This window comes from Rhodovulum sp. DZ06 (assembly GCF_050586345.1).
Classification (GTDB): Bacteria; Pseudomonadota; Alphaproteobacteria; order Rhodobacterales; family Rhodobacteraceae; genus JBOCEF01.
Genome location: NZ_JBOCEF010000003.1, coordinates 145,712 through 172,010, shown reverse-complemented (window position 1 = coordinate 172,010; position 26,299 = coordinate 145,712). Strand labels below are relative to the sequence as shown.

Sequence of the window (26,299 nt, the reverse complement as noted above, 5' to 3'; positions counted from 1 at the left end):
GCGGCCGCAGCGCCGCTGACGCCCTGCCGCCCCCCCCTGCCGCCGGCGCCGCCCCGCCCCGCCGGGCCTTGCGCGGGCGCATCCCGGGCCGGCGCACGGGCGCCCCGCCCCGATCACACCCCCGTGAAGCGCCGCCCCTGCCGCCGCCCGCCATGCGGCGCCGCGGCGCGGCGGCCAATTCGCCGCTCGCCATTCGAGACCGCATCGGCGATACTCCGCCACCGGGAGGGGGAGATCCGCGCGCCATCCTTTGGGGGGACGGCGCTCGGATCGGGCTGCACGCCGAATTTGTCGGCGCGCGCCGTGTGCTATTGACCAGGGCGGATTGAAAACTTGGACGATTTCCCGACTGACCGCGCCAGCAACGGTGGACTCATGACCCGAACTTCCGCGGCGCAGGACCCGGCGCCGACCGGATTCATGCGCGAAGACACGCGCGACGTCGAAATCGGCGCGCTGGTCAACGCCCTCTGGCGCCAGAAGCTGGTGATCGGCGCCTTCGCCTTCGTCGCCATGGTGCTCGCCACCGCCTTCGTCTACGCCGTCACGCCCCTCTACCGCTCCTCGGCCGTGGTGATGACCGAGACCCGGCAGGAGGAGATGATCGACCTCGAGACCGTGATGGCCGGGATCGGCACCGACTACTACGCCCGCCAGGCCGAGCTCGAGATCCTGCGCTCGCGCACCCTGGCCGAGCGCGTGGTCAAGGCGCTCGACCTCGAGGCGCTGGAGTTCTTCAACCCGACGATCATCGACCGGGCCGACCAGAACCCCTACAACCTGTTCAACCTGCTCTTCGCCGCGATGGACCTGTTCAAGTCCACGATCCGCGAGACGGTGAGCGACGAGGCCCTGCCCACCGCCGATGATTTCGACCGGGACTACTGGTCGCTCCAGCGCACCATCGACAGCCTGCTGGGCACGCTCGAGGTGCAGCCGGTCGGCGAGACCTATGTCTACTCGATCACCATCTCCACCGACGACCCCGAGCTCTCGGCCGAGATCGCGAACAAGTACGCCGAGCTCTACATCCTCGAGCAGCTCGAGGTGAAGTTCGAGGCGACCCAGAACGCCACCAACTGGCTCTCGGGCCGGGTGGCCGAGCTGAAGACCGCGCTGGAAAGCGCCGAGGCCGCGCGCGAGGAGTTCATCTCCTCCACCCCGCTCATCTCCGAGGAGCAGCTGTCGGGCATCACCCGCCAGGTCAAGGAGCTGCGCGAGCGCGAGACCGGCCTGAAGGAAGACGTCGTCGCCACCCGCGCCCGCGCGCAGGAGCTCGAGCGCCTCGCCGCCGCCGGGAACTACCGCGCCGCCGCCGATCTCGTGGCCGCGCCGCGCCTGATCGGGCTGGCCGCCGACATCGAGGCCGCCCCCGCGGGCGCCCGCCGCGACGCGCTGGTCGCGCGGTTCGAGGCCGAGCTGGTCCGCCAGGCCGAGCGGCTGACCTTCGAGCAGGACCGCGCGACCTCCCAGGCCGCCGCCCTGCGCGAGACGATCCGCGACCTCGAGGCCCAGTTCGAGCGCCAGAGCACCGACCTCGTGCAGCTGCGCCAGCTGGAGCGCGAGGCCGAGGCGAGCCGCCTGATCTACGAGTACTTCCTGAACCGGATGAAGGAGACCTCGGTCCAGCAGGGCATCCAGCAGGCCGACAGCCGCATCCTGTCGCCCGCGGTGATCCACCTGGTCCCGTCTTACCCCAAGAAATCCGCCACGGTGATGCTGGCCGGGATGCTGGGCGTCGTGCTCGGCTCGATCCTCGTGCTGGTCAAGGAACAGCTCAACAAGTCGTTCCGCACCTCCGAGGACCTCGAGAAATACACCGGCCTGCCGGCGCTGGGGATGATCCCCGCCGCCCCGGTCCGCAGCCGCCGCAAGCTGCTGGAATACGGCGTGAACAAGCCGGATTCGGCGATGATGGAGGCGATCCGCAACCTGCGCACCGGCGTGCTGATGGCCAACATGGACCGCGCGCCGCAGGTGGTGATGCTGACCTCGACCCTGCCCAAGGAAGGCAAGACCACCTCGTCGATCCTGCTCTCGCTCAACGCCGCGGCGCTGGGCAAGTCGGTGCTGCTGATCGAGGGCGACCTTCGCCGCCGCACCTTCCCGGCCTATTTCGAGGCGCCGCGCAACCAGCCGGGCCTGTTGTCGGTGCTGGCCGAGACCGAGAGCTTCGAGAACGCGGTGCTGCGCGACCAGGCCACCGGCCTCGACGTGCTGCTGGGCGAGGATACGCGGACCAACGCCGCCGACGTGTTCTCCTCGCAGAAGTTCCGCACCTTCATCGACGCGATGCGCCACCGCTACGACATGGTGGTGATCGACACGCCGCCGGTCATGGCCGTGCCGGATGCGCGCGTGATCGCGCCGCTGGCGGACGCCATCATCTACTGCGTGCACTGGAACCAGACCCACCGCGACCTGGTGCGCCAGGGCCTGACCTCGTTCAGCCAGATCAAGATCCGCGTCACCGGCATGGCGCTGACCCAGATCGACCAGAAGAAGATGGCCAGCTACGGCTATGGCGGCTACGGCGCCTATTACAGCGCCTCGTCGAAATACCACAAGAACTGACGGCCGGGCCCCTGCCCCGCGCCGTCCCGCCCCCCCCGCCCCCCCCGGCGTGGGTGCGGCCGCGTTTCGGGCCCCCGCCCCCGTCCCCGCCCCCCGCGCTTCGGTTCGATTGACGTGCGGGCGCCGCGGCGCGACAATGGGATTGCGCGGGGGACGTGCGCGGGCGCCGCGCCGCCCGCCCCGCGCTTGCCGGCCGCGCGCGCGGCGCGCGCCGTCGCCGGCGCCGGGAACAAGAGAGACATGGCCCCAAGCTTTCTCGACGATCCGCTGCCAGACCTGGGCGGCCTGGTGATCCTTCTCGCCGAGGACAACGAGACCAACCAGATCGTGGCCGGGGAGATGCTGCGCGCCATGGGCGCCGAGGTGGAGATCGCCGCCGACGGCGCCGAGGCGCTGGAGCGCGCGGCCGGGCGCCCCTACGACGTGCTGGTGGTGGATATCGAGATGCCGCGGATCTCGGGCGAGGACGTGATCCGCCTGGTCCGCGCCGCCGACGAACCCCTCGCCTCGCGCCCGCTGATCGCGCTGACCGCCTACCCGCGCGAGGATGTCGGCGCCCGGCTGCTCGCCGCCGGGGCGGACGAGGTGCTGTCCAAGCCCATCGACGGGATCGCCGCCTTCGGGCGCGCCATCCTCGCGCCGCTGGAAAACCGCCGCGCGCCCCGCGCCGCGCCCGATGCGCCCGAGGCGATGGAACTCGCCGCCGTCGCGGCCGAGGCCTCCGGCTTCTCGCCCCGCACGCTGGACTGCCTGCTGCGCTCGGTCGGGCCGGGGATGATGATCCCCCTGCTCGACCGGCTGATCGAGGATATCGAGGCGGCCGCCGGAACCGTGCGGCTGGCCTCCGCCCCCGTGCAGCCCGAGGCGCTGCGCCGCGCCGGCCACGTGCTGACCGCGGTCGCCGGGTCGGCCGGCGCCGGGGCGCTGGCGCAGCGGGCCGAGGCGATGCACGCCGCCGCCGCCGCGGGCGATCTCGACGCCGCGCTGGCCGCGGCCCCGCCGCTGCTGCGCGAGGCGGACGCCGCCCTCGCGCGCCTGCGCGCGGTGCGGCAGGAGGCGGGCGCATGAAGGACGGGCCGATCCTGCTGGTCGAGGACACCCCCTCGCTGGCCATGCTCTACGAGACCATCCTGCGCCGCGCGGGCTGCGAGGTGGACGTGGCGCTGACCGGGGCGCGGGGCCTCGAGATGCTGGCCGCGCGCGGGCACCCGGTGGTGCTGCTCGACCTGATGCTGCCCGATGCGGACGGGCTCGAAATCCTGAGCCGCCTGCAGGAAAGCGCGCCCGGGGCCAAGGTGATCGCGATCACCGCCAACGGGTCGATCAACCGCGCCGTCCAGGCGATGCGGGCGGGCGCCTTCGACTTCCTCGTCAAGCCGTTCGACGAGCGCCGGCTGCTCGCCGCGCTCGACAACGCGCTGGCCGCCCGCCGCCTCGAGGCCGAGCGCGACCCCGCCGGGCGCGAGGACGACGCCGCCCCCGAGGCCCCCGCCCCGGTCCCGGAGGCGCACCGCTTCCACGGCTTCGTCGGCGGCTCGGGCGCGATGCAGGAGATCTACGCCAAGATCCGCTCCATCGCCCGGTCCACCGCCACCGTGTTCATCACCGGCGAAAGCGGCACCGGCAAGGAGGTCTGCGCCCAGGCGATCCATGCAGAGAGCCAGCGCGCGGCGGCCCCCTTCGTGCCGCTCAACTGCGCCGCGATCCCGCGCGACCTGCTGGAATCGGAGGTGTTCGGGCACCTCAAGGGCAGCTTCACCGGCGCGATCTCTGACCAGAAGGGCGCCGCGGCGCTGGCCGATGGCGGCACCCTGTTCATGGACGAGATCTGCGAGATGTCGCTGGGCCTGCAGACCAAGCTGCTGCGGTTCCTGCAGACCTCGATGATCCAGCCCGTCGGCGCCGCCGCCCCGCGCAAGGTCGACGTGCGCATCCTGTGCGCCACCAACCGCGACCCGATGGAGGAGGTCCGCCAGGGCCGCTTCCGCGAGGACCTGTTCTATCGCCTCCACGTCGTGCCGATCCACCTGCCGCCGCTGCGCGCGCGCGACGACGACCCGGTGGAGATCGCCAACGCCGCGCTGCGCGACCTCGCGGCCGAGGAGGGCAAGGCCTTCCGGCGCATGTCCCCGGATGTCGAGGCGATCTTCCGCGCCCATCCCTGGCCCGGCAACGTGCGCCAGCTGCAGAACGCGATGCGCAACGTGGTGGTGCTGCATGACGGCCCCGAGGTGACGGCGGACATGCTGCCGCCCGAGCTGATCGCCGGGCTGCGTCCCGTCCCGCCCGCCGGTCACGGCGCCCGCGCGGCGTCGGGGGGGGCGTGGGCGGGCGAGCCGCCCGAGGAGATCGACTGGACCCGCGATCCCGGCGCGATCGGCCGGGCGCCGGCGCCCATGCGCGCCCCCCTGTCCGCGCCGATCGGCGCCGGGCTCTCCGGTCATGCGCCGGACCCCCTGCCGCGCCGCCCGCTCCACGACACCCCCGCGCCCCAGGCCCAGGGCGGTCCCGGCGCGGCGCGCAGGGCGGACCCGGCGGACGCCGTGGACGGGCTTGTCGGCCTGACCCTGGCCGAGGTCGAGGAGGCGCTGATCGAGCGCACCATCGCGCGCTGCGACGGCTCGATCCCGCAGGCGGCGAAGATGCTGGGCGTCAGCCCCTCGACCCTCTACCGCAAGCGCGGCGCCCCGCTGCGCCGCCGCGGCGACGCGGCGGGCTGACCCGGCGCCTCCCCCGGCGCAGCCCGCCCCCCGGCCCCGCCCGTCCACGGCCCCGGGGCGCCGCCGCCCTTGCCCCGGCGTAAGCCGGGCGGCCTTGTCGCGCCCGCCGCCCGATGCCTTGCCAGCGCCGTAAAACCGCGTAACCGTAGGGTCCAAGGCGCGCCGTTTCACCGCGAAACGGGACAAGGCGCCATGCAACGAGACTTTCAACAGGAAGAGGTTCCAATGATCCGTCGCCTCATGCTCGCCGCGTCCGCCGTCGCCGTCTCGGCGGTCGCCGCAGCGGCCGAAGTGAAGCCCGCCGTCGTCTATGACCTGGGCGGCAAGTTCGACAAGTCCTTCAACGAGGCCGCCTATACCGGCGCCGAGGCGTTCAAGACCGAGACCGGGATCGACTACGCCGATTTCGAGATCCAGAACGACGCCCAGCGCGAGCAGGCCCTGCGCCGCTTCGCCCAGCGCGGCCATGACCCGATCATCGCCATCGGCTTCTCCCAGGCCGCCGCGGTCGAGAAGGTCGCCAAGGAATTCCCCGAGAGCCGCTTCGGCATCGTCGACATGGTGGTCGACCTGCCCAACGTGCGCTCGATCCTGTTCAAGGAGCACGAGGGCTCCTACCTCGTGGGCATCATGGCCGCGATGGCGTCTGAATCGGACAAGGTCGGCTTCGTCGGCGGCATGGACATCCCGCTGATCCGCAAGTTCGCCTGCGGCTATGTCGGCGGCGCCAAGGCGGCGGGCGCGACGGATGTCTACCAGAACATGACCGGCACCACCGGCGCGGCCTGGAACGACCCGGCCAAGGGCTCGGAGCTGACCAAGAACCAGTTCGCCCAGGGCGCGGACGTGGTCTACCACGCCGCCGGCGGCACCGGGATCGGCGTGATCCAGGCCGCGGCCGATGAAGGCAAGCTGGCCATCGGCGTGGACAGCAACCAGAACGGCATGGCCCCGGGCTCGGTCCTGACCTCGATGCTCAAGCGCGTCGACATCGCCGTGATGGACGCCTTCATGGACGTCAAGAACGACGAGTGGTCGACCGGCTTCGAAGTGCTGGGCCTCGCCGAGGGCGGCGTCGACTACGCGATGGACGACAACAACAAGTCCCTCGTCTCGGCCGACATGCTGACCGCGGTGGAAGCGGCCAAGGCCAAGATCATCTCGGGCGAGATCGTGGTCCACGACTACATGGCCGACAGCACCTGCCCCTACTGATCCCGCGCGCCGCCCTTTCGGGGCGGTCGACCGGACTTCGCGCCTCTCCCGGCCCCCGGGGGAGGCGCTTTGGGTTCACGCCCCCGTCACGCTTCGGTCACGGCGATGAATGCAGGATTGGGTCTCCATAATCTCGCAAGCAGGGAGTCTTCGAGATGAGAGCGACCGTCCTGTCCACGCTGCTGGCCGCATCGGCCGCGCTGCCAACCGCCGCCTCCGCCAACCTGCTGACCAATGGCGGGTTCGAGACCGGCGACCTGTCCGGCTGGCTCTGCTCGGGCGCGCCCGAGTGCCGGGCGGCTTTCGGCCTCCCGCGCACCGGCTTCTACCACCTTCAGGGCTACGACAACTCGGGCTTCGCGACGTTGAGCCAGGGCATCGCCACCACCATCGGCGAGACCTACCTGATGTCGGGCTGGGCCGCGCTCTCCATGGTCGACCCGGGCAACATCCTGCGCTTCGCCGCGGCGGGGAGCACGCAGACCGCCGTGGTGACCGCCCCCTTCACCTACACGCAGACCGAGATGTATTTCACCGCCGTCGCCACGACCACCATCGTGGAGGTGCTGTTCGAGACCGACGATCTGCGCGGCAGCTGGTATGTCGACGACCTGTCGGTGGTCGCCGCCCAGGCGCCCTCGGACGTGCCGCTGCCCGCCGCCGCGCCGCTGCTGCTGATGGGCCTCGGGGGGCTCGCCGCCCTGCGCCGCCGCTGACAGGCGCCCGAGCGGCAGGCCCCCGCGGCAGGCCCCCGAGCGGCAGGCCCCCTGCGGCCGGCCCCCTTGCGGCAAGACGGAAAGGCGCGCCCCCCGGCGCGCCTTTTTCTTTGCCCCGCCCCGCGCCGCGGTCTTACGCTGCGGAGGCGCTTCCGCACGCGCCGCCATTCATTTATCGTTTGGTCAAATACCGACGGACCGCCGGGCGCCCCAGCCCCGGCAGGCCCGCGCCGCCCGACAGGAGAGCCCATGTTCCGCAAAGCCGCCGTGGCCGCCGCCGCGTTTCTCGCCGCCGCCCCCGCCCTCGCCGACCCGGCGCTGGTCTATTCCTCGGGCGGCAAGTTCGACAAGAGCTTCAACGAGGGCGCCTGGAACGGGGCCAAGGCCTGGGCGGCGGAGACGGGGGGCAGCTTCGGCGAGTTCGAGATCGCCTCTCCCGCCCAGTCCGAACAGGCGCTGCGCACCTTCGCGCGCCGCGGCTACTCGCCCGTCGTCGCCATCGGCTTCACCCATGCCAACGCGCTGGCCAAGGTGGCGCCCGAGTTCCCGGACACGCAGTTCGCCATCGTCGACATGGTGGTCGACGCGCCCAACGTGCAATCCATCGTCTACCGCGAGCACGAGGGCGGCTATGTCGTCGGCCTGATCGGGGCGCTGACGTCGAAATCCAAGATCCTCGGCTTCGTCGGCGGCATGGACATCCCCCTGATCCGCAAGTTCGAATGCGGCTACCGGCAGGGCGCCGCCGCGGCCGCGACCCCGGCGAAGGTGCTGAGCAACATGACCGGGACCACCCCCGCCGCCTGGTCCGACCCCGCGCGCGGCGCGGAACTGGCCGCCGCGCAGATCGCCCAGGGCGCCGACGTGGTGATGCAGGCCGCGGGCGGGACCGGCATCGGCGTGCTGCAGGCCGCCGCCGACAACGGCGCCCTCGGGATCGGCACCGACAGCAACCAGAACGGCCTGCACCCGGGCAAGATCCTCACCACCATGCTCAAGCGCGTCGACGTGGCCGTGCAGCGGGTCTTCGCCGAGGGCGGCTGGCAGCCCGGCATCGACTCGCTCGGCGTCGCGGAAGGCGGCATCGGCTGGGCGCTGGACGAGCATAACCGCGCCCTGGTCACCCCCGAGGTCGAGGCCGCCGCCGACGCCGCCATGGCCGCCATCGACGCGGGCGAGATCAGCGTCCACGACAGCTCCATGCAGGGCCCCTGCCCGGTCGAGTGAGGCCCCCAATGACAGCTTCCGCCCCCGCCATCGAACTCGTCGGCGTCACCAAGCGCTTCGGGCCCGTCCTCGCCAATTCCGACATCCACCTGCGGGTGGAGAAAGGCGCCATCCACGGCATCATCGGCGAGAACGGCGCCGGCAAATCCACCCTGATGTCGATCCTCTACGGCTTCTACCAGGCCGATGCGGGCGAGATCCGGGTGGACGGCAAACCGGTGAAGATCCCCGACGCCGACGTCGCCATCAGCCTCGGCATCGGCATGGTCCACCAGCACTTCATGCTGGTCGAGCCGTTCACGGTGCTCGAGAACGTCATGCTCGGGGCCGAGGGGGGCGCGATGCTCTCCCGCGGGCGCGCCGCCGCGCGGGCCGAGCTGCAGCGGCTGGAGCGGGAATACGGCCTGCATGTCGATCCCGACGCCATCGTCGGGGACCTGCCCGTCGGCCAGCAGCAGCGGGTGGAGATCCTCAAGGCGCTCTATCGCGGCGCCGAGATCCTGATCCTCGATGAGCCCACCGGCGTGCTGACCCCGGACGAGGCCGACCAGCTGTTCCGCATCCTCGACCAGCTGCGGGCGCAGGGCAAAACCGTGCTCCTCATCACCCACAAGCTGCGCGAGATCATGGCCATCACCGACGCCGTGTCCGTCATGCGCCGCGGAGAGATGGTCGCGACGCGCGAGACGGCGAAGACCAGCGTCGAGGAGCTGGCCGAGCTGATGGTCGGCCGCTCGGTCCTGCTGCGCGTCGAGAAAGGCCCCGCCAACCCCGCCGAGGTGCGCCTGTCGGTGAAGGAGGCCCGCGTGGTGGACACGCTGGGGGTCGAGCGCCTGCGCGGCGTGTCGTTCGACGTGCGCGCCGGGGAAATCGTCGGCATCGCCGGCGTCGCGGGCAACGGCCAGTCGGAACTGCTGGAGGCCATCTCCGGCATGAGGCGCCTCACCTCCGGGACCATCGTCGTCAACGGCCAGCCGCGCGAGGCCGCGGACCCGGCCGAGCTGCGGGCCATGGGCCTCGCCCACATCCCCGAGGACCGGCACCGCATGGGCCTCGTGACCAGGTTCCAGGCCAAGGAGAACGTGATCCTCGGCTATCACGGCGATCCGAAATACCAGTCGGGCCCGTTCCTCGACCGCGCCGCGATCCTCTCGGATTGTCAGCGGCAGATGGAAGAATACGACGTGCGCCCGCCGGACCCGGAGCTGAAATGCGCCAATTTCTCGGGCGGGAACCAGCAGAAGATCGTGCTGGCGCGCGAGATCGAGCAGGACCCGGACGTGCTGATCATCGGCCAGCCGACCCGCGGCGTGGACGTGGGCGCGATCGAGGCCATCCACCGGCGGCTGATCGCGCTGCGGGACGCGGGCAAGGCCATCCTGCTGGTGTCGGTGGAGCTGGACGAGATCCGGGGGCTCTCGGACCGCGTCCTGGTGATGTTCGACGGGCGGGTGATGGGCGAGCTGCCCGGGAGCGCGGATGAGCGTGAGATCGGGTTGTTGATGTCTGGGGTTGAGGGTGGTGCGTGATGGGGGATACTGCCAACGTCACCGCTGAAGCCTCGCAGTGGAGCGAGTACGATCTGGCCATAGTCCGGCTCTGGCTAACCGCAATAACGGCAGCCATAGTCGCTGGAATTGGCATATTCAACGCCCACACAAATCACCTAAAGCGCAAGCAAGACCTGTTCGAAACCCGATACAATCTGTACAAAAATTTAATAGACGCAGGGTATTGCGCCCATGAAATTTCCGAGAAATTCAAATTTCTCCATGAGACCCCTCCAGATTCATCAGGAAAACTTGAGAGGAGCGAGGTTTTATACGATTTTGCAGAACAAATTGGGAAAATATCAGCCCTAATTCGGGAGTCTTCCTTTGTCTTTGGAGATGACGAAGCCAGCCAGCTTTACGAAAAGCTTGAAATAAGTAAGATAAAATCGGGGGAACATCTGAAATTAGGAAAGGGCGAAATGGACCCACTTAGATTTCAAGCACATCGCCTTGATGAAATCCATCGGATACTAGCCCCAAAAATGAGGCTCCGTTAAATGAACGCCCAACTCCCCCGCTGGGTCGATCTCGGCCTCATCCCGCTCCTCAACCTCGTCGCCGCCTTCCTGGTCGCCGGGCTCGTCGTGCTGATCATCGGAGAGGACCCCATAAAGGCCGTCGAGGTCATCGTCTGGGGCGCCCTCGGATGGGGCGAGGGCATCGGCTTCACCCTGTTCTACGCCACCAACTTCATCTTCACCGGCCTCGCCGTCGCCATCGCCTTCCACGCCGGGCTGTTCAACATCGGCGGAGAGGGGCAGGCCTATATCGGCGGGCTCGGCGTCGCCATCGCGTGCCTCGCGCTCGACACCGCTCTGCCCTGGTGGCTGATCGCCCCCATCGCCGCGGTGATGGGCGGGGCGTTCGGCGCGGGCTGGGCGCTGATCCCGGCGTACCTTCAGGCGAAACGAGGCTCCCACATCGTCATCACCACCATCATGTTCAACTTCATCGGCGCCTCGTTGATGGCGTACCTCCTGGTGAACGTGATGAAGGTCGAGGGCGCGATGGCCCCCGAATCCCGCACCTTCGAGGAAGCGGGGCGGCTGCCGAAGCTCGACGGGTTCATGTCCCTCTTCGGCCAGGACATCGGCGGCGCGCCGCTGAACGTCAGCTTCTTCCTCGCCATCGCGGCCTGCATCTTCTGCTGGGCGCTGATCTGGCGCACGAAGCTGGGGTATGAGATCCGCACCTTCGGCGCCAACCCGACGGCGGCGAATTATGCAGGGATTTCGGCCACGAAAATCATCGTGGTGGCCATGTGCATCTCGGGCGCGCTGGCGGGGATGATGGCGCTGAACCCGGTGATGGGGGACCAGAACCGGCTGTTCCTCGACGTCGCGGGGGGCGCGGGCTTCGTGGGCATCGCCGTGGCGCTGATGGGGCGGGCGCACCCGCTGGGCGTCGCGCTGGCGGCGCTGCTGTTCGGGGTGCTCTACCAGGGCGGCGCTGAATTGGCGTTCGAGATGCCGACCATCACCCGCGACATGGTGGTGGTGATCCAGGGCCTCGTGGTGCTGTTCGCGGGGGCGCTGGAGTTCATGTTCCGCCCGGCGGTCGCGCGCCTGTTCGCGATGGGCAAGACGGAGGCCGCGTGATGGACCTGGTGCAGATCCTGGCGATCCTCGATTCCACCATCCGGCTGTCGGCGCCGCTGCTGCTGGTCTGCCTTGCGGGGCTGTATTCCGAGCGCTCGGGCGTCATCGACATCGGGCTGGAGGGCAAGCTTCTGGGCGCCGCCTTCGCCGCCGCCGCCGCCGCCTTCGTGCTGGACGGCGCGCTGCTGGGCGTGGCGGACGTCTACAAGATCTGCCTCGGCTGGGCGTCCGGGGACGGAGGCGCCTGCACCGGCCTGGCCCTGTTCGAGCGCGACTTCAACGGGCGGCTGGTGATGCCCCCGCCGGAGACCTATGGCGGCGTCCTGATGGACGGCGCCTGGACGGGGCTGATGGCTGGCATGCTGACCGGCGTGGCGCTGGCGCTGATCCATGGCGCGGCCTGCATCACCTTCCGCGGCAACCAGATCGTGTCGGGGGTGGCCATCAACTTCCTTGCGGCAGGGCTGACGGCGCTGCTCGGGCAGGCCTGGTTCCGCCAGGGCGGGCGCACCCCGCCGCTGATGGGCGACGCGCGGTGGACCCCGCTCGACTGGCCGCTGACCGAGACGCTAGGCGACGTGCCCTTCATCGGCCCGGTCTATGCGGACCTGGTCTCGGGCCATCACGGGCTGGTCTACGTGGCGTTCCTCGCCGCCCCCTTCACCTGGTGGCTGCTCTACAAGACCCGCTTCGGGCTGCGGCTGCGCGCGGTGGGCGAGAGCCCGGCGGCGGTGGACACGGCGGGGATCTCGGTGACCCGGCTGCGCTACCAGGCGGTGATCTGCGCGGGCATCTGCTGCGGGCTGGCGGGGGCGTACCTGTCCACCGCGCAGATCGCGGGCTTCGTGGTGAACATGTCCGCGGGCAAGGGGTTCATCGCGCTGGCGGCGCTGATCTTCGCCAAGTGGCGCCCCATCCCGGCCATGTTCGCCTGCCTTCTGTTCGGCTTCCTCGACGCGCTGGCCAACTTCGCGCAAGGCAAGTCGCTGCCGGGCATCGGAGAGGTGCCGGTGCAGGCGATGCAGGCCCTGCCCTACATCCTCACCGTCGTGCTGCTGGCCGGGTTCATCGGCAAGGCCATCCCCCCGAAGGCGGGCGGGACCCCGTATGTGAAGGAGCGCTGAGCCATGGAGGCCGCCGAAGACCTGTTCCTCGCCGCCCTGAAGGCGCGGGAGAAAGCCCACGCCCCCTATTCGAACTTCGCCGTGGGCGTCGCCATCCGCACCGAGAGCGGGGCGATCTTCACCGGCGCGAACATGGAGAACCAGTCCTATCCCGAGGGCTGGTGCGCCGAGACGACCGCCATCGGCCACATGCTGATGGCAGCGAAGACCCCTGCCGACAAGCGCATCGCCGAGGTGGCGGTGGCGGCGGAGCTGTCGCCCCCCATCACCCCCTGCGGGGGCTGCCGCCAGCGCCTGCGCGAATTCTCGGCCCCCGAGACGCTGGTCCATGCCTGCAATCTCGACGGCCCCCAGGCCAGCTACACCATGGCCGAGCTCCTCCCCGCCGCCTTCGCCTTCCGCGAAGACGACGCTTGAAATCCGCCGCGCAAGAGCGAGATCCCAGACATGACCGACGCCGCCGACCTGATCCGCAAGACCGCCGGGGACGCCCCCGTGTCCCTCGGCCTCATCCTCGGCTCCGGCCTCGGCGCGCTGGGCGAGGAGCTTGAGAACGCCCATGCCTTCCCGTTCGAGGACCTGCCGGGCTTCCCGGTCTCGGGCGTCTCGGGCCATGCCGGGCGGCTGGTGGTGGGCGAGCTTGAAGGGGTGCGCGTCGCGCTCCTCTCTGGCCGCGCGCATTACTACGAGAAGGGCGACGCCGCGGTGATGCGCCCGGCGCTGGAGACGCTCAAAGCCCTCGGCGCCCCCGCCCTTCTGCTGACCAACGCGGCCGGGAGCCTCGATGAGCAGATGCCCCCCGGCTCGCTTATGGCGCTGACCGACCACATCAATTACTCCGGCCTCAACCCCCTGATCGGGGAAGAGACCGACGCGCGCTTCACCAACATGGTCGACGCCTATTCCCCGGACCTGCGCGCGCGGCTTCTGGACGCCGCGCACGGGCTGGGGCAGCCGCTGGCCGAGGGCGTCTACATGTGGTTCTCCGGCCCCTCCTTCGAGACGCCCGCGGAAATCCGCGCCGCGCGGATCCTCGGGGCCGACGCGGTGGGCATGTCCACCGTGCCCGAATGCATCCTCGCCCGGTTCCTCGGGCTCGAGGTCGCCGCCGTGTCGGTGATCACCAATCTCGGCGCCGGGATGACCGGCGCCCCCCTTTCGCATGACGAGACGAAGTCCGAGGCCGCCGCCGCGCAGCAGAAGTTCCGCGCGCTGGTCCGCCGCTTCGTCGGGAGCTTCAAATGACTGAAGACATGGCCGAGATCGCGCGGCGCTGCATCGCCTGCCTCGACCTGACCGACCTGACCGACGACTGCGACGAGGCGGCGATCGACGCGCTCTGCGCCCGCGCCGTCACGCCCCATGGCACCGTCGCCGCGATCTGCATCTGGCCGAAATTCGTCGCCTATGCGCGCAAACAGCTGCCCGCCGACGTGAAGATCGCCACCGTGGTCAACTTCCCCACCGGGGCGGAGCCGGCCGAGGACGTGATCGAGATGACCGAGCGCGCGGTGCTGGACGGCGCCGACGAGATCGACATGGTCATCCCGTGGCAGGAGCTGATGGAGGGCCGCGCCCAGAACGTGCTGACCCGGGTCGAGCGCGTCAAGCGCGCCGCCGGGACCGCGAAGGTGAAGGCGATCCTCGAGACCGGGATGCTCGAGGACCACGACCTGATCCGCAAGGCTTCGCGGCTGGCGCTGGAAGGCGGGGCGGATTTCATCAAGACCTCCACCGGCAAGGCCCCGGTCAGCGCCACGCTGGGCGCCGCCGAGATCATGCTGAACGTGATCCGCGATTTCGACCGCACCCGCGGCTTCAAGCCCGCGGGCGGGATCAAGACCGCGCAGGACGCGGCGAATTACATGCAGCTGGCCGAACAGATCCTCGGCGAGGGTTGGGCGATCCCGGCCAATTTCCGCCTCGGCGCCTCCTCGGTGCTCGACGCGCTGATCGCCGCCGTGGAAGGGCGCGAGGCCGCCGCCTCGGAGGGCTACTGATGCTGCCGCAGGAGGTGATCCTGAAGAAGCGCCGCGGGCAGGAATTGTCCGCCGAGGAGATCGGCTTCTTCATCCGCGGGCTGACGGCGGGGGACGTGACCCATGCCCAGGCCGCCGCCCTCGCCATGGCGATCTGCTTCCAGAAGATGACCGACCCCGAGCGCGTGGCGCTGACCGAGGCGATGCGGGATTCCGGGGACGTGATGCGCTGGGACCTGCCCGGCCCGGTGGTGGACAAGCACTCCACCGGCGGCGTCGGGGACGTGGTGTCGCTGATGCTGGCCCCTGCGCTGGCCGCCTGCGGGGTCTATGTGCCGATGATCTCGGGCCGCGGCCTCGGGCATACCGGGGGCACGCTCGACAAGCTGTCCGCGATCCCGGGCTATGACGCCGCGCCCTCGCCCGATGCGCTGACGAAGGTCGTGCGCGAGGTCGGCTGCGCCATCATCGGCCAGACCGGGGACCTCGCGCCCGCGGACCGCACGCTTTATTCCATCCGCGACGTGACGGGGACGGTGGAGTCGGTGGACCTGATCACCGCCTCGATCCTGTCGAAGAAGCTCGCCGCCGGGCTGGACGCGCTGGTGATGGACGTGAAGGTCGGAACCGGCGCCTTCATGGAGACGGCCGAGGATGCCGAGGCGCTGGCCCGCTCGCTCGTGGCCGTGTCCAACGGCGCCGGCTGCGCCTGCTCGGCCCTGATCACCGACATGAACGAGCCGCTGGCCCCCGCCGCGGGCAACGCGGTGGAGGTCGCGCTCGCCGCCCGGTTCCTGGCGATGTACGAGGTGGACGGGCGCCTCTGGGACGTCACCGTGGGGCTGGGCGGAGAGCTGCTGGCGCTCTGCGGGGCGGAAGCCGACGCCGCGGCGGGCCGCGCGAAGATCGCCGCGGCGTTCGAGAGCGGCAAGGCGGCGGAGATCTTCGGGCGCATGGTCAGCGCCCTCGGCGGGTCCACCGATTTCATGGAGCGGTTCGAGGAGATCCTGCCCCGCGCCCCCGTCATCCGGCCGCTGGCGGCAGACGCGGGCGGCGCGGTGACCGGCATCGACGCCCGCGCGCTCGGCAATGCCGTGGTGGAGCTTGGCGGCGGGCGCACGCGCCCCGAGGACGGCATCGACCTCGCCGTCGGCCTGACCGAGACGGCGGGCATCGGCGCCGCCCTTTCGCCCGGCGATCCGCTGGCGGTGATCCACGCGCGCGATGAAGCGGCGTGGGAGAAGGCGGCCGCCCGCATCCGCGCCGCCTACAGCCTTGGCGATCCGCGCGACGCGGCGGGGATCGGCCCCGGTCACGACGCCCCGGTCTTGCGCCGCATCGGCCCGGACGACATCTAGGACCTGTTGATTCAGGGAGGTTTTCGGGATGGCCCGGGTTTTTCTTTTCGTGATGGACAGCGTCGGCATCGGCGGCGCGGCGGATGCGGCGGCGTTCGGGGACGAGGGGGCGAACACCGTCCTGCACATCGCCGAGGCGTGCTCCCAGGGCCGCGCCAATGACGGCCGCGCCGACCGGCTGAACCTACCGAACCTCTCGCGCCTCGGGCTTGCGGCGGCCTGCGAGCTGTCCTGCGGGACCCGCCCGCCGGGCCTGCTGGCCGGGGGCTTCGGCGCCTGGGGCGTGGGGGTCGAAGCCTCGCCCGGCAAGGACACCATCACCGGCCACTGGGAGCTGGCGGGGGTGCCGCTGCAGAAGGACTGGGGCTATTTCCCGGATACGGAGCCGTGCTTCCCGCAGCCGCTGATCGACGCGCTGGTCGCGGAATGCGATCTGCCGGGCATCCTCGGGAACAAGCACGCCTCGGGCACCGCGATCCTCGACGAGCTGGGCGAGGAGCACATCCGCACCGGCAAGCCGATCTGCTACACCTCGGCGGATTCCGTGTTCCAGGTCGCCGCGCATGAAGAACACTTCGGCAAGCGCAGGCTGATGAAGCTCTGCGAGGCCGCGCGGCGGCTGGTGGACGACTACGACATCGGCCGGGTCATCGCCCGCCCCTTCGTCGGCGAGCGCCCGGGGGAGTTCAAGCGCACCGCCAACCGCAAGGATTTCTCCACCCCGCCGCCCGCGAAGACGATCCAGGAGCGGGTGCAGGCCAGGGGCGGCTATGTCACCGGCATCGGCAAGATCGAGGACATCTTCGCAGGCAAGGGCGTGGATGAGACCCGCAAGGGCCGCAACGACATGGCGCTGATGAACCAGGCCATCCTGGCGATGGAGGAGGCGGAGCCGGGGGACCTCGTCTTCGCCAATTTCGTCGAGTTCGACAGCCTTTACGGCCACCGGCGGGACGTGGCGGGCTATGCCCGCGCGCTCGAGGCCTTCGACGCCAAGCTGCCGGAGATGCTGGAGAAGATGAAGCGGGGGGACCTGCTGATCCTGACCGCGGACCATGGCAACGACCCGACCTGGACCGGGACGGACCACACGCGGGAGAATGTGCCGATCCTCTGCGCCGGGCCGGACCTGCAGCGCGGTTCCTTCGGCAAGGTGGCTTTCGCGGACGTGGCGGAAACGGTGGCCGCCGTGCTCGGCCTGCCGCTGGAGGGGCCGGGGAAACCGTTCCTCGAGGTGGTGGAGACGGGGGGCTTCCGGCCAGTTCGCCCCGAAGCCTGACGGCCGGGGGCGCGTGCGGGCGGCCTCGGGGGGCGTTAAGCCCCCGCTCGACCGCCCGCGCCGCGCCTCCAGGCGCGGCGGCGCTCAGCCCCTGCGGCGGCGCGTGGCGGCGGCCAGCGCGCCGAGGCCCAGCAGGGCGAGCGGCGCGGCGGCGGGCAGCGGCACGTCGGCGGCGGGGGCGTCCTGGCGCAGGAAGGTCACCATCTCGCCCGTGTCGTCATAGACCCCCTCGTAGTAATTCGTGGTAAGCTCGTACATCAGGGACAGCGCGTCGCCCTTCAGAAGCGCCAACCCGCCGAAGATCTCCACCGCGTAGGCGCGGAATTCCCAGTAATCCACCAGGCCGTCCGTCACCCGGAACATGTTGAACGGGGCGCCGGCGGCGAGCTCCCTGCCCTGCCACCAGGTCCCGATCACCTCGGGCGCCGAGGTGACCACGACCGACGAGGCCCGGAACGCCCCGTCGCCATCCGGCAGGGTGACCAGGCCGGTGACGGTCCCCGGCTCGAAGCCGTGTTGGTTGGAGAAGCTGAATTCGTAGACGGCGGCGGCGGCCGGTCCGGCAAGGGCGACGGACAGGATGGCGGCCGCGGCGGCGCTGCGCAGGCGGGACATGAGAACCCCCCAAGGTTCTGTTGCGTGGATGTGGATGGCCCCGCCGCGCCCCTGGGCCGGGCGCGGCGGGACTGCGCGGGGCCTCAGCCCCGGCGGCGGCGCCCGGCGAGGGCCGGCGCGCCAAGGCCCGCCAGCGCCAGCGGCGCGGCGGCGGGAAGGGAGACGTCGGCGGGGGCGTCGCTGCCGAGGAAGGTGAAGCTCAGCGTCTGCGGGTCGTACTGTGTGAAATAGCCCGCCAGCTCCCCGCCTCTATACCGATAGAGAACCGCATTATTTATGGGATTTCAGGTATCGAAATTCAGGATCAACGCAAAAAATCTAAATCAGCGCCCAAGCGACTATAAAAAGTGACGACATACACTGCCCCATCGAGGACCTCGAACGCATTGAACTCCGCGGTCCCTGCGAAGTCTCCCCGCCACGCCGTCGTTCCGAAATGCCCGTCGGGCTCGATCCGCAAGCCCTCGATCGACGTTATGAACAGCGTCTCGGCCGCGAACACGCCGTCGCCGTCGGGCAGAGTCAGTTGGCCGGTCACCACGACCGGGACGTACGGGTTCTCAGCGCTAAAGCTGAATTCGTACACCGAAGTTGCGGACGCGGCGCCCGTAAAGGTCAAGAATACCGTCGCCGCAGCAACGGCTTTATATAAAAACGACATGGCGAACCCCCAAGTTTGCCCGAGTCTATATTGATGAGTCCTTGAGTTTTACAGCGCCATCCCGGGGAATGCCGTCCCAGCGCCCGCCCGCCCTTGCCTCTCTCGCCCATGGGCGGGATAGTCCGGCAAACGCTTGCAGGAGCCCCCCATGACCGCGAATCCGCATCTCACCATCGTCGATCACCCGCTGGTGCAGCACAAACTCACCATCATGCGCGACAAGGGCACCTCGACGAAGGGGTTCCGCCAGCTGCTGAAGGAGATCTCGCTGCTGCTGGGCTACGAGATCCTGCGCGACCTGCCGATCACCACCACCACCATCGACACCCCGATGGAGGAGATGGAGGCCCCAACCCTGGCGGGCAAGAAGCTGGTGCTGGTGTCGATCCTGCGCGCCGGGAACGGCCTGCTGGAGGGCATCCACGACCTCGTCCCCTCGGCCCGCGTCGGCTATGTCGGCCTCTATCGCGACGAGGAGACGCTGAAGCCCGTCCAGTACTACTTCAAGGTGCCCTCGGATCTCGGCGACCGGCCGGTGATCGTGGTCGACCCGATGCTGGCCACCGGCAACTCCACCGTCGCCGCCGTGGACCTGCTGAAAGAGGCCGGCGCCAAGGACATCCGCTTCCTGTGCCTGCTCGCCGCCCCCGAGGGCGTGGCGCGGATGGCCGAGGCGCACCCGGACGTGCCGATCGTCACCGCAGCCCTCGACCGCCAGCTGAACGACAAGGGCTACATCCTGCCCGGCCTCGGGGACGCGGGCGACCGGATGTTCGGGACCAAGTAAGCCCCACGGCGGCCCGGACCCGGGCGCAGAAGGACTGGCGCCAAACATGGCGCGGCGGCCTTATAGTCTCCGTACTGGAAACAGCCAATCCCGCCCCCGCCGCTTTGATCCGCGCGGGGGCGGTCCTATTTCGGGGACATGCGGCATCCACGCCGCAGGGAAAGGAGCGCCCATGTCCATCCGTCCGGTGAAGCGAGAGATCGAGGCCCAGGCCACGATGGAGGGCGCGGGCGTGCACCTGCACCGCGCCTTCGGGTTCCACGACCCGAAGGAGAACGACCCCTTCCTGCTGTTCGACGATTTCCGCAACGACGACCCGGCGAAATACCGCAAGGGCTTCCCCTGGCACCCGCACCGGGGGATCGAGACGATCACCTATGTGCTGGCGGGCGAGGTCGACCATGCCGACAGCCTCGGCAACCGCGGCACGCTGGGCGCGGGCGACGTGCAGTGGATGACCGCCGGCAGCGGCATCATGCACCAGGAGATGCCGCGCGGGAACGCCTCGGGCGTCATGCATGGGTTCCAGCTCTGGGCCAACCTGCCGAGCAGCTTGAAGATGACCACGCCCAACTACCAGGATGTCCCGAGCGCCGAGATCCCGGTGCGCGTCGATGATGACGGCACGGTGATCCGCGTCGTCACCGGCGACTGGCGCGGCATCCGCGGGCCGGTGGACGGGATCGCCGCCGATCCGCGCTATCTCGACGTCTCGGTGCCGCCCAACACCCGCAAACGCATCAAGGTCGAGGTCGAGCGCAACGCCTTCGCCTACATCTTCGCCGGGGCCGGGACCTTCAAGGGCGCCTCGGACCCGTTCGGCGTGCTGCTGGAGAAGGAGGTGGACGGCGAGGAGGTGCATATCCGCGACCTCTCGGGCGACCGCACGCTGGTGGTGTTCGACCGCGGCGACGAGGTGGAAATCCGCTCGGGCCCCGAGGGCGTGCGGTTCCTGCTCGTCTCGGGCAAGCCGATCCAGGAGCCGGTGGCCTGGCACGGGCCGATCGTGATGAACCGGCCGGAAGAGCTGATGCAGGCCTTTGATGAATTGCGGAAGGGGACCTTCATTCGCGAGGAGGCGCGGGGGCTGTGAGCCCTCGTCTCTTCCCCGCGCAGGACATGGCGCCATACTCTTCCCAACATGGAAGAAGAATCACTTGAATTTCCGACGCTGGAGACGCCCGTCGCAGACTGGGAGGCCGCTGTTGAAAGCAACGCGGTCGCCCTGATCTTTCAGAGCGTCATCATCCATTTTCGCTCCCGGAAGCTGAACATCGCCGTCAGCGGCGAGCTGCGCGCCGTGCAGGCCACCATTGGCGTGCCGCTCGGCGGCGGACGCGCCAGGTCGGATCGACTGAGATCGATTCAAAAGCGAGCGAAGGATGCCGCGGAGGCTCCTGCCCCGCGTCCGCACCTCGGAAAGCTGCGGCCGTCCATGGTGTACTCTCGGCTGCGCTGCGCCCGGGCCTTCACCGTCGATGACCTGGACTATGCCAGCTGCTACCTGAGTCTCCTCGCGCCCGGCGTACTCGACCAGAACGACGATGTGTCCGGCCTCATGCTACGTGCTTCGAACTCGGGCGGCGCGCTGTTCAGCACGGCTGGCCTGGGGCTCCTGACGCCGGAACTGTCTCCGTTTCCGTCTTACAGCCTCGGCTCCGGCTACATCGTGCTGTCGAGCCAGGACCTGCGCCCGCTCTCCTGACAGGCTTACACGGTTTCTTAACCATCCCTCCCCCACGCTGCGTTCCATCGCATTCAATGTTTGTTCTCGTAAAGTTCCATGCTATGTATCGGAACCAAACCAGAACACCCGCGCCGCTGGACGTATCCCGGCGGACATGGGAGAAGGATGGCAGGCAATGGCTCAGAGCATCATGGAACTGACGGGCAAGGGCGGCATGGACAAGCAGAAGGCGCTGGACGCGGCGCTCGCGCAGATCGAGCGGAATTTCGGCAAGGGCTCGATCATGAAGCTCGGCCAGCAGACCACGATGGATATCGAGTCGGTCTCCACCGGCTCCATCGGGCTCGACATCGCGCTCGGCATCGGCGGCCTGCCCAAGGGGCGCATCATCGAGGTCTATGGCCCCGAATCCTCGGGCAAGACCACCCTCGCGCTGCATGTCATCGCCGAGGAGCAGAAGAAGGGCGGCATCTGCGCCTTCGTCGACGCCGAGCACGCGCTGGACCCGTCCTATGCGCGCAAGCTGGGCGTGGACGTGGACGAGCTGCTGATCTCGCAGCCCGATGCGGGCGAGCAGGCGCTGGAAATCACCGACACGCTGGTCCGCTCGGGCGCGGTCTCGGTGGTCGTGGTCGACTCGGTCGCCGCCCTGACGCCGAAATCGGAGCTCGAGGGCGACATGGGCGACAGCTCGGTCGGCGTGCAGGCCCGGCTGATGTCCCAGGCGATGCGCAAGCTGACCGGCTCGATCTCCCGCTCGAAATGCATGGTCATCTTCATCAACCAGATCCGCATGAAGATCGGCGTGATGTTCGGCTCGCCCGAGACCACCACGGGCGGCAACGCGCTGAAATTCTACTCCTCCGTCCGTCTCGACATCCGCCGCATCGGCGCGCTGAAGGACCGGGACGAGGTGGTCGGCAACGCCACCCGCGTGAAGATCGTGAAGAACAAGGTCGCCCCGCCGTTCAAGCAGGTCGAGTTCGACATCATGTATGGCGAGGGGATCTCCAAGACCGGCGAGCTGCTGGACCTCGGGGTCAAGGCCGGCGTGGTCGAGAAATCGGGCTCCTGGTTCTCCTACGGCGATCAGCGGATCGGCCAGGGGCGCGAGAACGCGAAGACGTTCCTGAAGGAAAACAAGGACATCGCCTGGGCGATCGAGGACAAGATCCGCGCGGCCCATGGCCTCGACTTCGACGCGCCCCCGGGCGGGGACGAGGACGAGGTGCTCGAGGGCTGAGCGCCCCGGCATGACGGCGTTCGAACCGGCGCGCGGCCCCCACCGCGCGCCGGTTTTGCATTTGCGCCTTGCGGCGACGCGCCCCTTGCTCCCGGTGGAAACTTTCTTAGAATCATTCCAAATCTGATCCCACCGGAGCATTCCCATGTTCGGCTTCACCCTTGGCCGCAAGCGGTTCGGCGACCTCTCGGACCGCGAGATCCTCGCCCTCGCCATCTCCTCCGAGGAAGATGACGCGCGCATCTATCTCGACTTCGCCGAGCGCCTGCGCCTCGACTTCCCCGCCACCGCGAAAATCTTCGAGGAGATGGCGGCGGAGGAGAACGAGCACCGCCGCCGCCTGATCGACCGGTTCAAGAAACGCTTCGGCGAGGTGATCCCCCTGATCCGGCGCGAGCACGTCGCGGGCTATTACCAGCGCCGCCCGTTCTGGCTGGTCGAGGAGCTGTCCGCCGACGACATGCGCGCGGAGGCGGCGCGGATGGAGCGCAGCGCGGCCGAGTTCTACGAGCGCGCCGCCGCCCGCACGCCGGATGCGGACACGCGCAAGCTGCTCGGCGACCTCGCCATGGCCGAGCGGGGGCATGAGAACCGCGCCGAGGCGGCCGAGAAGCGCCACGTGGGCGAGGACGACGCCGCGGCGGAAGAGGCGGCCTCCCACCGCAACTTCGTGCTGACCTGGATCCAGCCGGGCCTCGCGGGGCTGATGGACGGCTCTGTCTCCACGCTGGCGCCGATCTTCGCCACCGCGTTTGCGACGCAGGACCCGTGGACGACCTTCCAGGTCGGCCTCGCCGCCTCCATCGGCGCGGGCATCTCCATGGGCTTCACCGAGGCGGCGTCGGATGACGGCGTGATCTCGGGGCGCGGGGCGCCGTGGAAGCGGGGGCTGTCCTCGGGCGTGATGACCGCGGTCGGCGGGCTGGGCCATGCCCTGCCGTACCTGATCCCCGATTTCTGGACCGCCACCATCATCGCCCTGGTCGTGGTGTTCATCGAGCTCTGGGCCATCGCCTGGATCCAGAACAAGTACATGGAGACGCCCTTCGTGCGGGCCGCCTTCCAGGTCGTGCTCGGCGGCGCGCTGGTGCTGGCGGCGGGCATCCTGATCGGCGAAGTCTAGGCGCCGTCAAAGACGCCGAATTCACGCGCGGGCGGCGGGTTTTTGACGCCGCCGCCCGCGCGAACCCCTCTAAAATCGCGGCCATATCCCTGTATTCACCCCGAGGATCGCCGCGTGCCCCTGCCTTCCCCAAGAACAACCGCCCTGTCCCTCGCCGCCTGCGCGGCCCTGGCCGCCGCCGCCGCCCCCGCCGCCGCGGCGACGCGCGTCACCGTGCAGGGCACGATTCTCGAGAACGCCGACCCCGCCTACCCGTCGGGCGATTTCGCCGCCGGGGGCGCCTGGGCGCTGCCCACCGGCGCGCGGTTCACCGCCAGCTTCCGGGTCGAGGACGGCTGGCTCGGCGCCGATGACGGCTCCTTCGGCCGTCCGGTCGCCGCCGCCCGCGGGGCGCTGCGCATCACCGACCCGGACTCGGGCGCCGTGCTGTTCTCCGCCTCCGCGCCGACGCTGGGCGGGCTGTTCACCGGGCCCACCCCCGTCGCCGCGGACGAGGCGGCGCTGATCGGCCTGCCCGCGGTCGAGGCCGAGTACGACCTGATCGAGGCGACCGGGCTGACCGGCATCGACGACCTGCGCCTGACCGTGAGCCTGTTCGGCCCGCTCGGCCTGTGGAACCAGGACGGGCTGGCGGCCGAGGCGCTGGACCTGTGGCTGGGCGGGGTGATCAGCCTCTCGAATTTCAGCAACGTGTCGAGCGAGTCGGAGACCTCCGGCGACCCGGCGGCGACCGACCCGGTGGTGTTCGACGAGGCTTTCGCGCGCATCGATGCGCTCAGCGTGGCCGACGTGCCCCTGCCCGGCGCGGCGCCGCTGGCGCTGGTCGGGATCGCCGCGCTGGCCGCGGCCGGGCGGCGGCGCCGGCGGGGCTGAGGCCCCTTCCCCGGACCGCAGAAGGGCGCGCCCGGCCGGGCGCGCCCTTTTCACATGCCGCGGGCGATGGATCAGGCGGCGAAGCCCCAGCCCTCGGGGTCGGCCACCGGGCGCGAGTCGTTGAGCTTCAGGAACCCGGTGATGAAGCGCACCAGCGCCCAGACGGTCCACAGCGCGATCACCGCCCAGCCGATCAGCACCAGCGTCAGGATCCCCCCGAGGATCACCGCGCCGAAGCCGATCCAGAAGCTGCGGATCTGGAAATCGAGATGGCTGCGCGCCATCGGCGCCGCCTCGTCGCGCTTCACATAGGCCAGGATCACGCCCGCAACGGCGCAGATCGGCAGGAAGAAGCCGACGAAATACAGGATGTAGACCAGCTGCGCCGCGTCCTTGCCCGAGAAATTGGAGGACGGGGCGGAAGACGGATCAAGGGTCATGGCGGCTCCTGGCAACGTGCAAAGCAAAAGGGCGGGGCCGATCCCGGCCCCGCCCCAATACATGGGCGCAACATCGTGGCAGGTCCACGGCGCCGCCCCGAAAAACCGCGCCTCAGCCGACGAGGGCGTGGTTCAGGTTCTCGTCCACCTTCTCGAGGAAGCCCATGGTGGTCAGCCATTTCTGGTCCGGCCCGACGAGCAGCGCGAGATCCTTGGTCATGAACCCGCTCTCCACCGTCTCGACCACCGTCTTCTCGAGGGTCGTGGCGAAGGACATCAGGGCGATGTTCTCATCGAGCTTGGCGCGGTGCTTCAGCCCCCCGGTCCAGGCGTAGATCGAGGCGATGGAGTTGGTCGAGGTCGCCTTGCCCGCCTGGTGCTGGCGGTAATGGCGGGTGACGGTCCCGTGGGCGGCCTCGGCCTCGACGATCTTGCCGTCCGGGGTCATCAGCTGCGAGGTCATCAGCCCGAGCGAGCCGAAGCCCTGGGCGACGGTGTCGGACTGCACGTCGCCGTCGTAGTTCTTGCAGGCCCAGACGAACTTGCCGTTCCACTTCATGCAGCAGGCGACCATGTCGTCGATCAGCCGGTGCTCGTACCAGATGCCCGCGGCCTTGAACTTGTCGGCGAACTCTTCCTCGAACACCTGCTGGAACAGGTCCTTGAAGCGGCCGTCATAGGCCTTGAGGATGGTGTTCTTGGTCGACAGGTACACCGGCCAGCCGAGCGACAGGCCGTAGTTGAAGCTCGCCCGCGCGAAATCGATGATCGAAGCATCCAGGTTGTACATCGCCTGGTAGACCCCGGCCGAGGGGGCGTCGTAGACCTCCCGCTCGATCACGGCGCCGTCTTCGCCCACGAACTTCATCGTCAGCTTGCCCGCGCCCGGGAAGGTGAAGTCGGTGGCCTTGTACTGGTCGCCGAAGGCGTGGCGGCCGACGACGATGGGCGAGGTCCAGCCCGGCACCAGCCGCGGCACGTTGCGGCAGATGATCGGCTGGCGGAACACCACGCCCCCGAGGATGTTGCGGATCGTCCCGTTGGGGCTGCGCCACATCTTCTTGAGGCCGAACTCCTCCACCCGCTGTTCATCGGGGGTGATGGTGGCGCATTTCACGCCGACGCCGACTTCCTTGATCTTCTCGGCCGCGTCGATGGTGATCTGGTCGTCGGTGCGGTCCCGCTCCTCGATCCCGAGATCGTAGTAGAGCAGGTCGACGTCGAGATAGGGCTCGATCAGCTTCTTCTTGATGAAGTCCCACATGATGCGGGTCATCTCGTCGCCGTCGAGTTCCACGATGGGGTTGTCGACCTTGATTTTCGTCATGCTGGCGCGCTCCCGGACAAGGCTGGCGGTCTGGGCGTCCCGTCGCCGCAGGGGAGGCGCGGGCGGGACGCGGATTACATGCAATCGTATACATCGGCATACCGCCGCGTACAAGGCATGCGGCGGCGCAAAAGGACGCGCCGCGCTGGACGTGGAGCGCGGGCGGGTCCAAGTGAAACCCTCCGGCGCGACTGAACGGC

The 26,299-nt window shown here is 69.5% G+C and carries 25 protein-coding genes; 21 read left to right on the top strand and 4 right to left on the bottom strand.

Annotation, left to right across the window (positions count from 1 at the left end):
- The first annotated feature begins 375 nt into the window (after positions 1-375).
- From ACQ5SO_RS02775 to ACQ5SO_RS02705, 15 genes are all read left to right on the top strand, one after another.
- The gene (locus tag ACQ5SO_RS02775; RefSeq protein ID WP_430940040.1) at positions 376-2,574 is read left to right on the top strand and encodes a GumC family protein; all 2,199 of its coding nucleotides are present in this window, start codon (positions 376-378) and stop codon (positions 2,572-2,574) included.
- Positions 2,575-2,814: 240 nt separating this feature from the next.
- Complete coding sequence (locus ACQ5SO_RS02770; protein ID WP_430940039.1) at positions 2,815-3,642, top strand: response regulator; 828 nt, start codon at positions 2,815-2,817, stop codon at positions 3,640-3,642.
- Entirely contained in the window at positions 3,639-5,294 is a 1,656-nt protein-coding gene (locus tag ACQ5SO_RS02765; protein ID WP_430940038.1) for a sigma 54-interacting transcriptional regulator, read from the top strand. The genes ACQ5SO_RS02770 and ACQ5SO_RS02765 overlap by 4 nt, the downstream gene beginning before the upstream one ends.
- Before the next feature lie 225 nt (positions 5,295-5,519).
- A complete protein-coding gene (locus ACQ5SO_RS02760) occupies positions 5,520-6,509 on the top strand; it encodes a BMP family lipoprotein (RefSeq protein WP_430940037.1) in 990 nt (329 codons plus the stop codon).
- Positions 6,510-6,664: 155 nt separating this feature from the next.
- The gene (locus ACQ5SO_RS02755; protein ID WP_430940036.1) at positions 6,665-7,225 is read left to right on the top strand and encodes a VPLPA-CTERM sorting domain-containing protein; all 561 of its coding nucleotides are present in this window, start codon (positions 6,665-6,667) and stop codon (positions 7,223-7,225) included.
- A 249-nt stretch (positions 7,226-7,474) separates the two neighbouring features.
- Positions 7,475-8,452, top strand: coding sequence for a BMP family lipoprotein (locus ACQ5SO_RS02750; RefSeq protein WP_430940035.1), 978 nt, complete (start codon positions 7,475-7,477; stop codon positions 8,450-8,452).
- Positions 8,453-8,460: 8 nt separating this feature from the next.
- Complete coding sequence (locus tag ACQ5SO_RS02745) at positions 8,461-9,981, top strand: ABC transporter ATP-binding protein (RefSeq protein ID WP_430940034.1); 1,521 nt, start codon at positions 8,461-8,463, stop codon at positions 9,979-9,981.
- Positions 9,981-10,502 carry a hypothetical protein gene (locus ACQ5SO_RS02740; protein ID WP_430940033.1) on the top strand — a complete coding sequence of 174 codons (522 nt, stop codon included), beginning with the start codon at positions 9,981-9,983 and terminating at the stop codon, positions 10,500-10,502. Before ACQ5SO_RS02745 ends, ACQ5SO_RS02740 begins: the two co-directional genes overlap by 1 nt.
- Positions 10,503-11,603: an ABC transporter permease gene (locus tag ACQ5SO_RS02735; protein ID WP_430940032.1), complete on the top strand. Its 1,101-nt coding sequence runs from the start codon at positions 10,503-10,505 to the stop codon at positions 11,601-11,603.
- Complete coding sequence (locus ACQ5SO_RS02730) at positions 11,603-12,727, top strand: ABC transporter permease (RefSeq protein WP_430940031.1); 1,125 nt, start codon at positions 11,603-11,605, stop codon at positions 12,725-12,727. The genes ACQ5SO_RS02735 and ACQ5SO_RS02730 overlap by 1 nt, the downstream gene beginning before the upstream one ends.
- A 3-nt stretch (positions 12,728-12,730) precedes the next feature.
- Positions 12,731-13,144: a cytidine deaminase gene (cdd, locus tag ACQ5SO_RS02725; protein ID WP_430940030.1), complete on the top strand. Its 414-nt coding sequence runs from the start codon at positions 12,731-12,733 to the stop codon at positions 13,142-13,144.
- A 30-nt stretch (positions 13,145-13,174) separates the two neighbouring features.
- Positions 13,175-13,972 (top strand): purine-nucleoside phosphorylase, encoded by a 798-nt coding sequence (locus tag ACQ5SO_RS02720; RefSeq protein WP_430940029.1) that lies wholly within the window; start codon positions 13,175-13,177, stop codon positions 13,970-13,972.
- Positions 13,969-14,727 carry a deoxyribose-phosphate aldolase gene (gene deoC, locus ACQ5SO_RS02715; protein WP_430940028.1) on the top strand — a complete coding sequence of 253 codons (759 nt, stop codon included), beginning with the start codon at positions 13,969-13,971 and terminating at the stop codon, positions 14,725-14,727. Before ACQ5SO_RS02720 ends, deoC begins: the two co-directional genes overlap by 4 nt.
- Positions 14,727-16,064, top strand: a complete 1,338-nt coding sequence (deoA, locus tag ACQ5SO_RS02710; RefSeq protein ID WP_430940027.1) for a thymidine phosphorylase — start codon at positions 14,727-14,729, stop codon at positions 16,062-16,064. Before deoC ends, deoA begins: the two co-directional genes overlap by 1 nt.
- A 28-nt stretch (positions 16,065-16,092) precedes the next feature.
- Positions 16,093-17,343 carry a phosphopentomutase gene (locus tag ACQ5SO_RS02705; RefSeq protein ID WP_430940026.1) on the top strand — a complete coding sequence of 417 codons (1,251 nt, stop codon included), beginning with the start codon at positions 16,093-16,095 and terminating at the stop codon, positions 17,341-17,343.
- An 84-nt stretch (positions 17,344-17,427) separates the two neighbouring features.
- Here ACQ5SO_RS02705 and ACQ5SO_RS02700 read toward each other — a convergent pair whose 3' ends face one another.
- Together ACQ5SO_RS02700 and ACQ5SO_RS02695 are read right to left on the bottom strand one after the other, a co-directional pair.
- Positions 17,428-17,958, bottom strand: coding sequence for a PEP-CTERM sorting domain-containing protein (locus tag ACQ5SO_RS02700; RefSeq protein ID WP_430940025.1), 531 nt, complete (start codon positions 17,956-17,958; stop codon positions 17,428-17,430).
- A gap of 304 nt (positions 17,959-18,262) precedes the next feature.
- Positions 18,263-18,619, bottom strand: a complete 357-nt coding sequence (locus ACQ5SO_RS02695) for a hypothetical protein (RefSeq protein ID WP_430940024.1) — start codon at positions 18,617-18,619, stop codon at positions 18,263-18,265.
- Between the two features lie 148 nt (positions 18,620-18,767).
- On the opposite strand from ACQ5SO_RS02695, the gene upp reads away from it, so the two are divergent.
- The 6 genes from upp (at position 18,768) to ACQ5SO_RS02665 (ending at position 24,332) form a co-directional block, all read left to right on the top strand.
- Positions 18,768-19,406 (top strand): uracil phosphoribosyltransferase, encoded by a 639-nt coding sequence (gene upp / locus ACQ5SO_RS02690; protein ID WP_430940023.1) that lies wholly within the window; start codon positions 18,768-18,770, stop codon positions 19,404-19,406.
- A 172-nt stretch (positions 19,407-19,578) separates the two neighbouring features.
- Entirely contained in the window at positions 19,579-20,499 is a 921-nt protein-coding gene (locus ACQ5SO_RS02685; RefSeq protein WP_430940022.1) for a pirin family protein, read from the top strand.
- A 48-nt stretch (positions 20,500-20,547) separates the two neighbouring features.
- Positions 20,548-21,111, top strand: a complete 564-nt coding sequence (locus ACQ5SO_RS02680) for a hypothetical protein (protein WP_430940021.1) — start codon at positions 20,548-20,550, stop codon at positions 21,109-21,111.
- 157 nt (positions 21,112-21,268) lie between these two features.
- Positions 21,269-22,336, top strand: a complete 1,068-nt coding sequence (gene recA / locus ACQ5SO_RS02675; protein ID WP_430940020.1) for a recombinase RecA — start codon at positions 21,269-21,271, stop codon at positions 22,334-22,336.
- A gap of 145 nt (positions 22,337-22,481) precedes the next feature.
- On the top strand, positions 22,482-23,459 hold the full coding sequence (mbfA, locus tag ACQ5SO_RS02670) for an iron exporter MbfA (RefSeq protein WP_430940019.1): 978 nt from the start codon (positions 22,482-22,484) through the stop codon (positions 23,457-23,459).
- Positions 23,460-23,573: 114 nt separating this feature from the next.
- On the top strand, positions 23,574-24,332 hold the full coding sequence (locus ACQ5SO_RS02665; protein WP_430940018.1) for a hypothetical protein: 759 nt from the start codon (positions 23,574-23,576) through the stop codon (positions 24,330-24,332).
- 71 nt (positions 24,333-24,403) lie between these two features.
- Here ACQ5SO_RS02665 and ACQ5SO_RS02660 read toward each other — a convergent pair whose 3' ends face one another.
- Together ACQ5SO_RS02660 and ACQ5SO_RS02655 are read right to left on the bottom strand one after the other, a co-directional pair.
- Complete coding sequence (locus tag ACQ5SO_RS02660; RefSeq protein ID WP_430940017.1) at positions 24,404-24,772, bottom strand: DUF4870 family protein; 369 nt, start codon at positions 24,770-24,772, stop codon at positions 24,404-24,406.
- A gap of 112 nt (positions 24,773-24,884) precedes the next feature.
- Positions 24,885-26,099, bottom strand: coding sequence for an NADP-dependent isocitrate dehydrogenase (locus ACQ5SO_RS02655; RefSeq protein WP_430940016.1), 1,215 nt, complete (start codon positions 26,097-26,099; stop codon positions 24,885-24,887).
- Positions 26,100-26,299: the final 200 nt, after the last annotated feature.

Coding starts and splice junctions, on each gene's coding strand:
- ACQ5SO_RS02775 (WP_430940040.1), top strand. CDS start 376: ATGACCCGAACTTCCGCGGCGCAGGACCCGGCGCCGACCGGATTCATG.
- ACQ5SO_RS02770 (WP_430940039.1), top strand. CDS start 2,815: ATGGCCCCAAGCTTTCTCGACGATCCGCTGCCAGACCTGGGCGGCCTG.
- ACQ5SO_RS02765 (WP_430940038.1), top strand. CDS start 3,639: ATGAAGGACGGGCCGATCCTGCTGGTCGAGGACACCCCCTCGCTGGCC.
- ACQ5SO_RS02760 (WP_430940037.1), top strand. CDS start 5,520: ATGATCCGTCGCCTCATGCTCGCCGCGTCCGCCGTCGCCGTCTCGGCG.
- ACQ5SO_RS02755 (WP_430940036.1), top strand. CDS start 6,665: ATGAGAGCGACCGTCCTGTCCACGCTGCTGGCCGCATCGGCCGCGCTG.
- ACQ5SO_RS02750 (WP_430940035.1), top strand. CDS start 7,475: ATGTTCCGCAAAGCCGCCGTGGCCGCCGCCGCGTTTCTCGCCGCCGCC.
- ACQ5SO_RS02745 (WP_430940034.1), top strand. CDS start 8,461: ATGACAGCTTCCGCCCCCGCCATCGAACTCGTCGGCGTCACCAAGCGC.
- ACQ5SO_RS02740 (WP_430940033.1), top strand. CDS start 9,981: ATGGGGGATACTGCCAACGTCACCGCTGAAGCCTCGCAGTGGAGCGAG.
- ACQ5SO_RS02735 (WP_430940032.1), top strand. CDS start 10,503: ATGAACGCCCAACTCCCCCGCTGGGTCGATCTCGGCCTCATCCCGCTC.
- ACQ5SO_RS02730 (WP_430940031.1), top strand. CDS start 11,603: ATGGACCTGGTGCAGATCCTGGCGATCCTCGATTCCACCATCCGGCTG.
- cdd (WP_430940030.1), top strand. CDS start 12,731: ATGGAGGCCGCCGAAGACCTGTTCCTCGCCGCCCTGAAGGCGCGGGAG.
- ACQ5SO_RS02720 (WP_430940029.1), top strand. CDS start 13,175: ATGACCGACGCCGCCGACCTGATCCGCAAGACCGCCGGGGACGCCCCC.
- deoC (WP_430940028.1), top strand. CDS start 13,969: ATGACTGAAGACATGGCCGAGATCGCGCGGCGCTGCATCGCCTGCCTC.
- deoA (WP_430940027.1), top strand. CDS start 14,727: ATGCTGCCGCAGGAGGTGATCCTGAAGAAGCGCCGCGGGCAGGAATTG.
- ACQ5SO_RS02705 (WP_430940026.1), top strand. CDS start 16,093: ATGGCCCGGGTTTTTCTTTTCGTGATGGACAGCGTCGGCATCGGCGGC.
- ACQ5SO_RS02700 (WP_430940025.1), bottom strand. CDS start 17,958: ATGTCCCGCCTGCGCAGCGCCGCCGCGGCCGCCATCCTGTCCGTCGCC.
- ACQ5SO_RS02695 (WP_430940024.1), bottom strand. CDS start 18,619: ATGTCGTTTTTATATAAAGCCGTTGCTGCGGCGACGGTATTCTTGACC.
- upp (WP_430940023.1), top strand. CDS start 18,768: ATGACCGCGAATCCGCATCTCACCATCGTCGATCACCCGCTGGTGCAG.
- ACQ5SO_RS02685 (WP_430940022.1), top strand. CDS start 19,579: ATGTCCATCCGTCCGGTGAAGCGAGAGATCGAGGCCCAGGCCACGATG.
- ACQ5SO_RS02680 (WP_430940021.1), top strand. CDS start 20,548: ATGGAAGAAGAATCACTTGAATTTCCGACGCTGGAGACGCCCGTCGCA.
- recA (WP_430940020.1), top strand. CDS start 21,269: ATGGCTCAGAGCATCATGGAACTGACGGGCAAGGGCGGCATGGACAAG.
- mbfA (WP_430940019.1), top strand. CDS start 22,482: ATGTTCGGCTTCACCCTTGGCCGCAAGCGGTTCGGCGACCTCTCGGAC.
- ACQ5SO_RS02660 (WP_430940017.1), bottom strand. CDS start 24,772: ATGACCCTTGATCCGTCTTCCGCCCCGTCCTCCAATTTCTCGGGCAAG.
- ACQ5SO_RS02655 (WP_430940016.1), bottom strand. CDS start 26,099: ATGACGAAAATCAAGGTCGACAACCCCATCGTGGAACTCGACGGCGAC.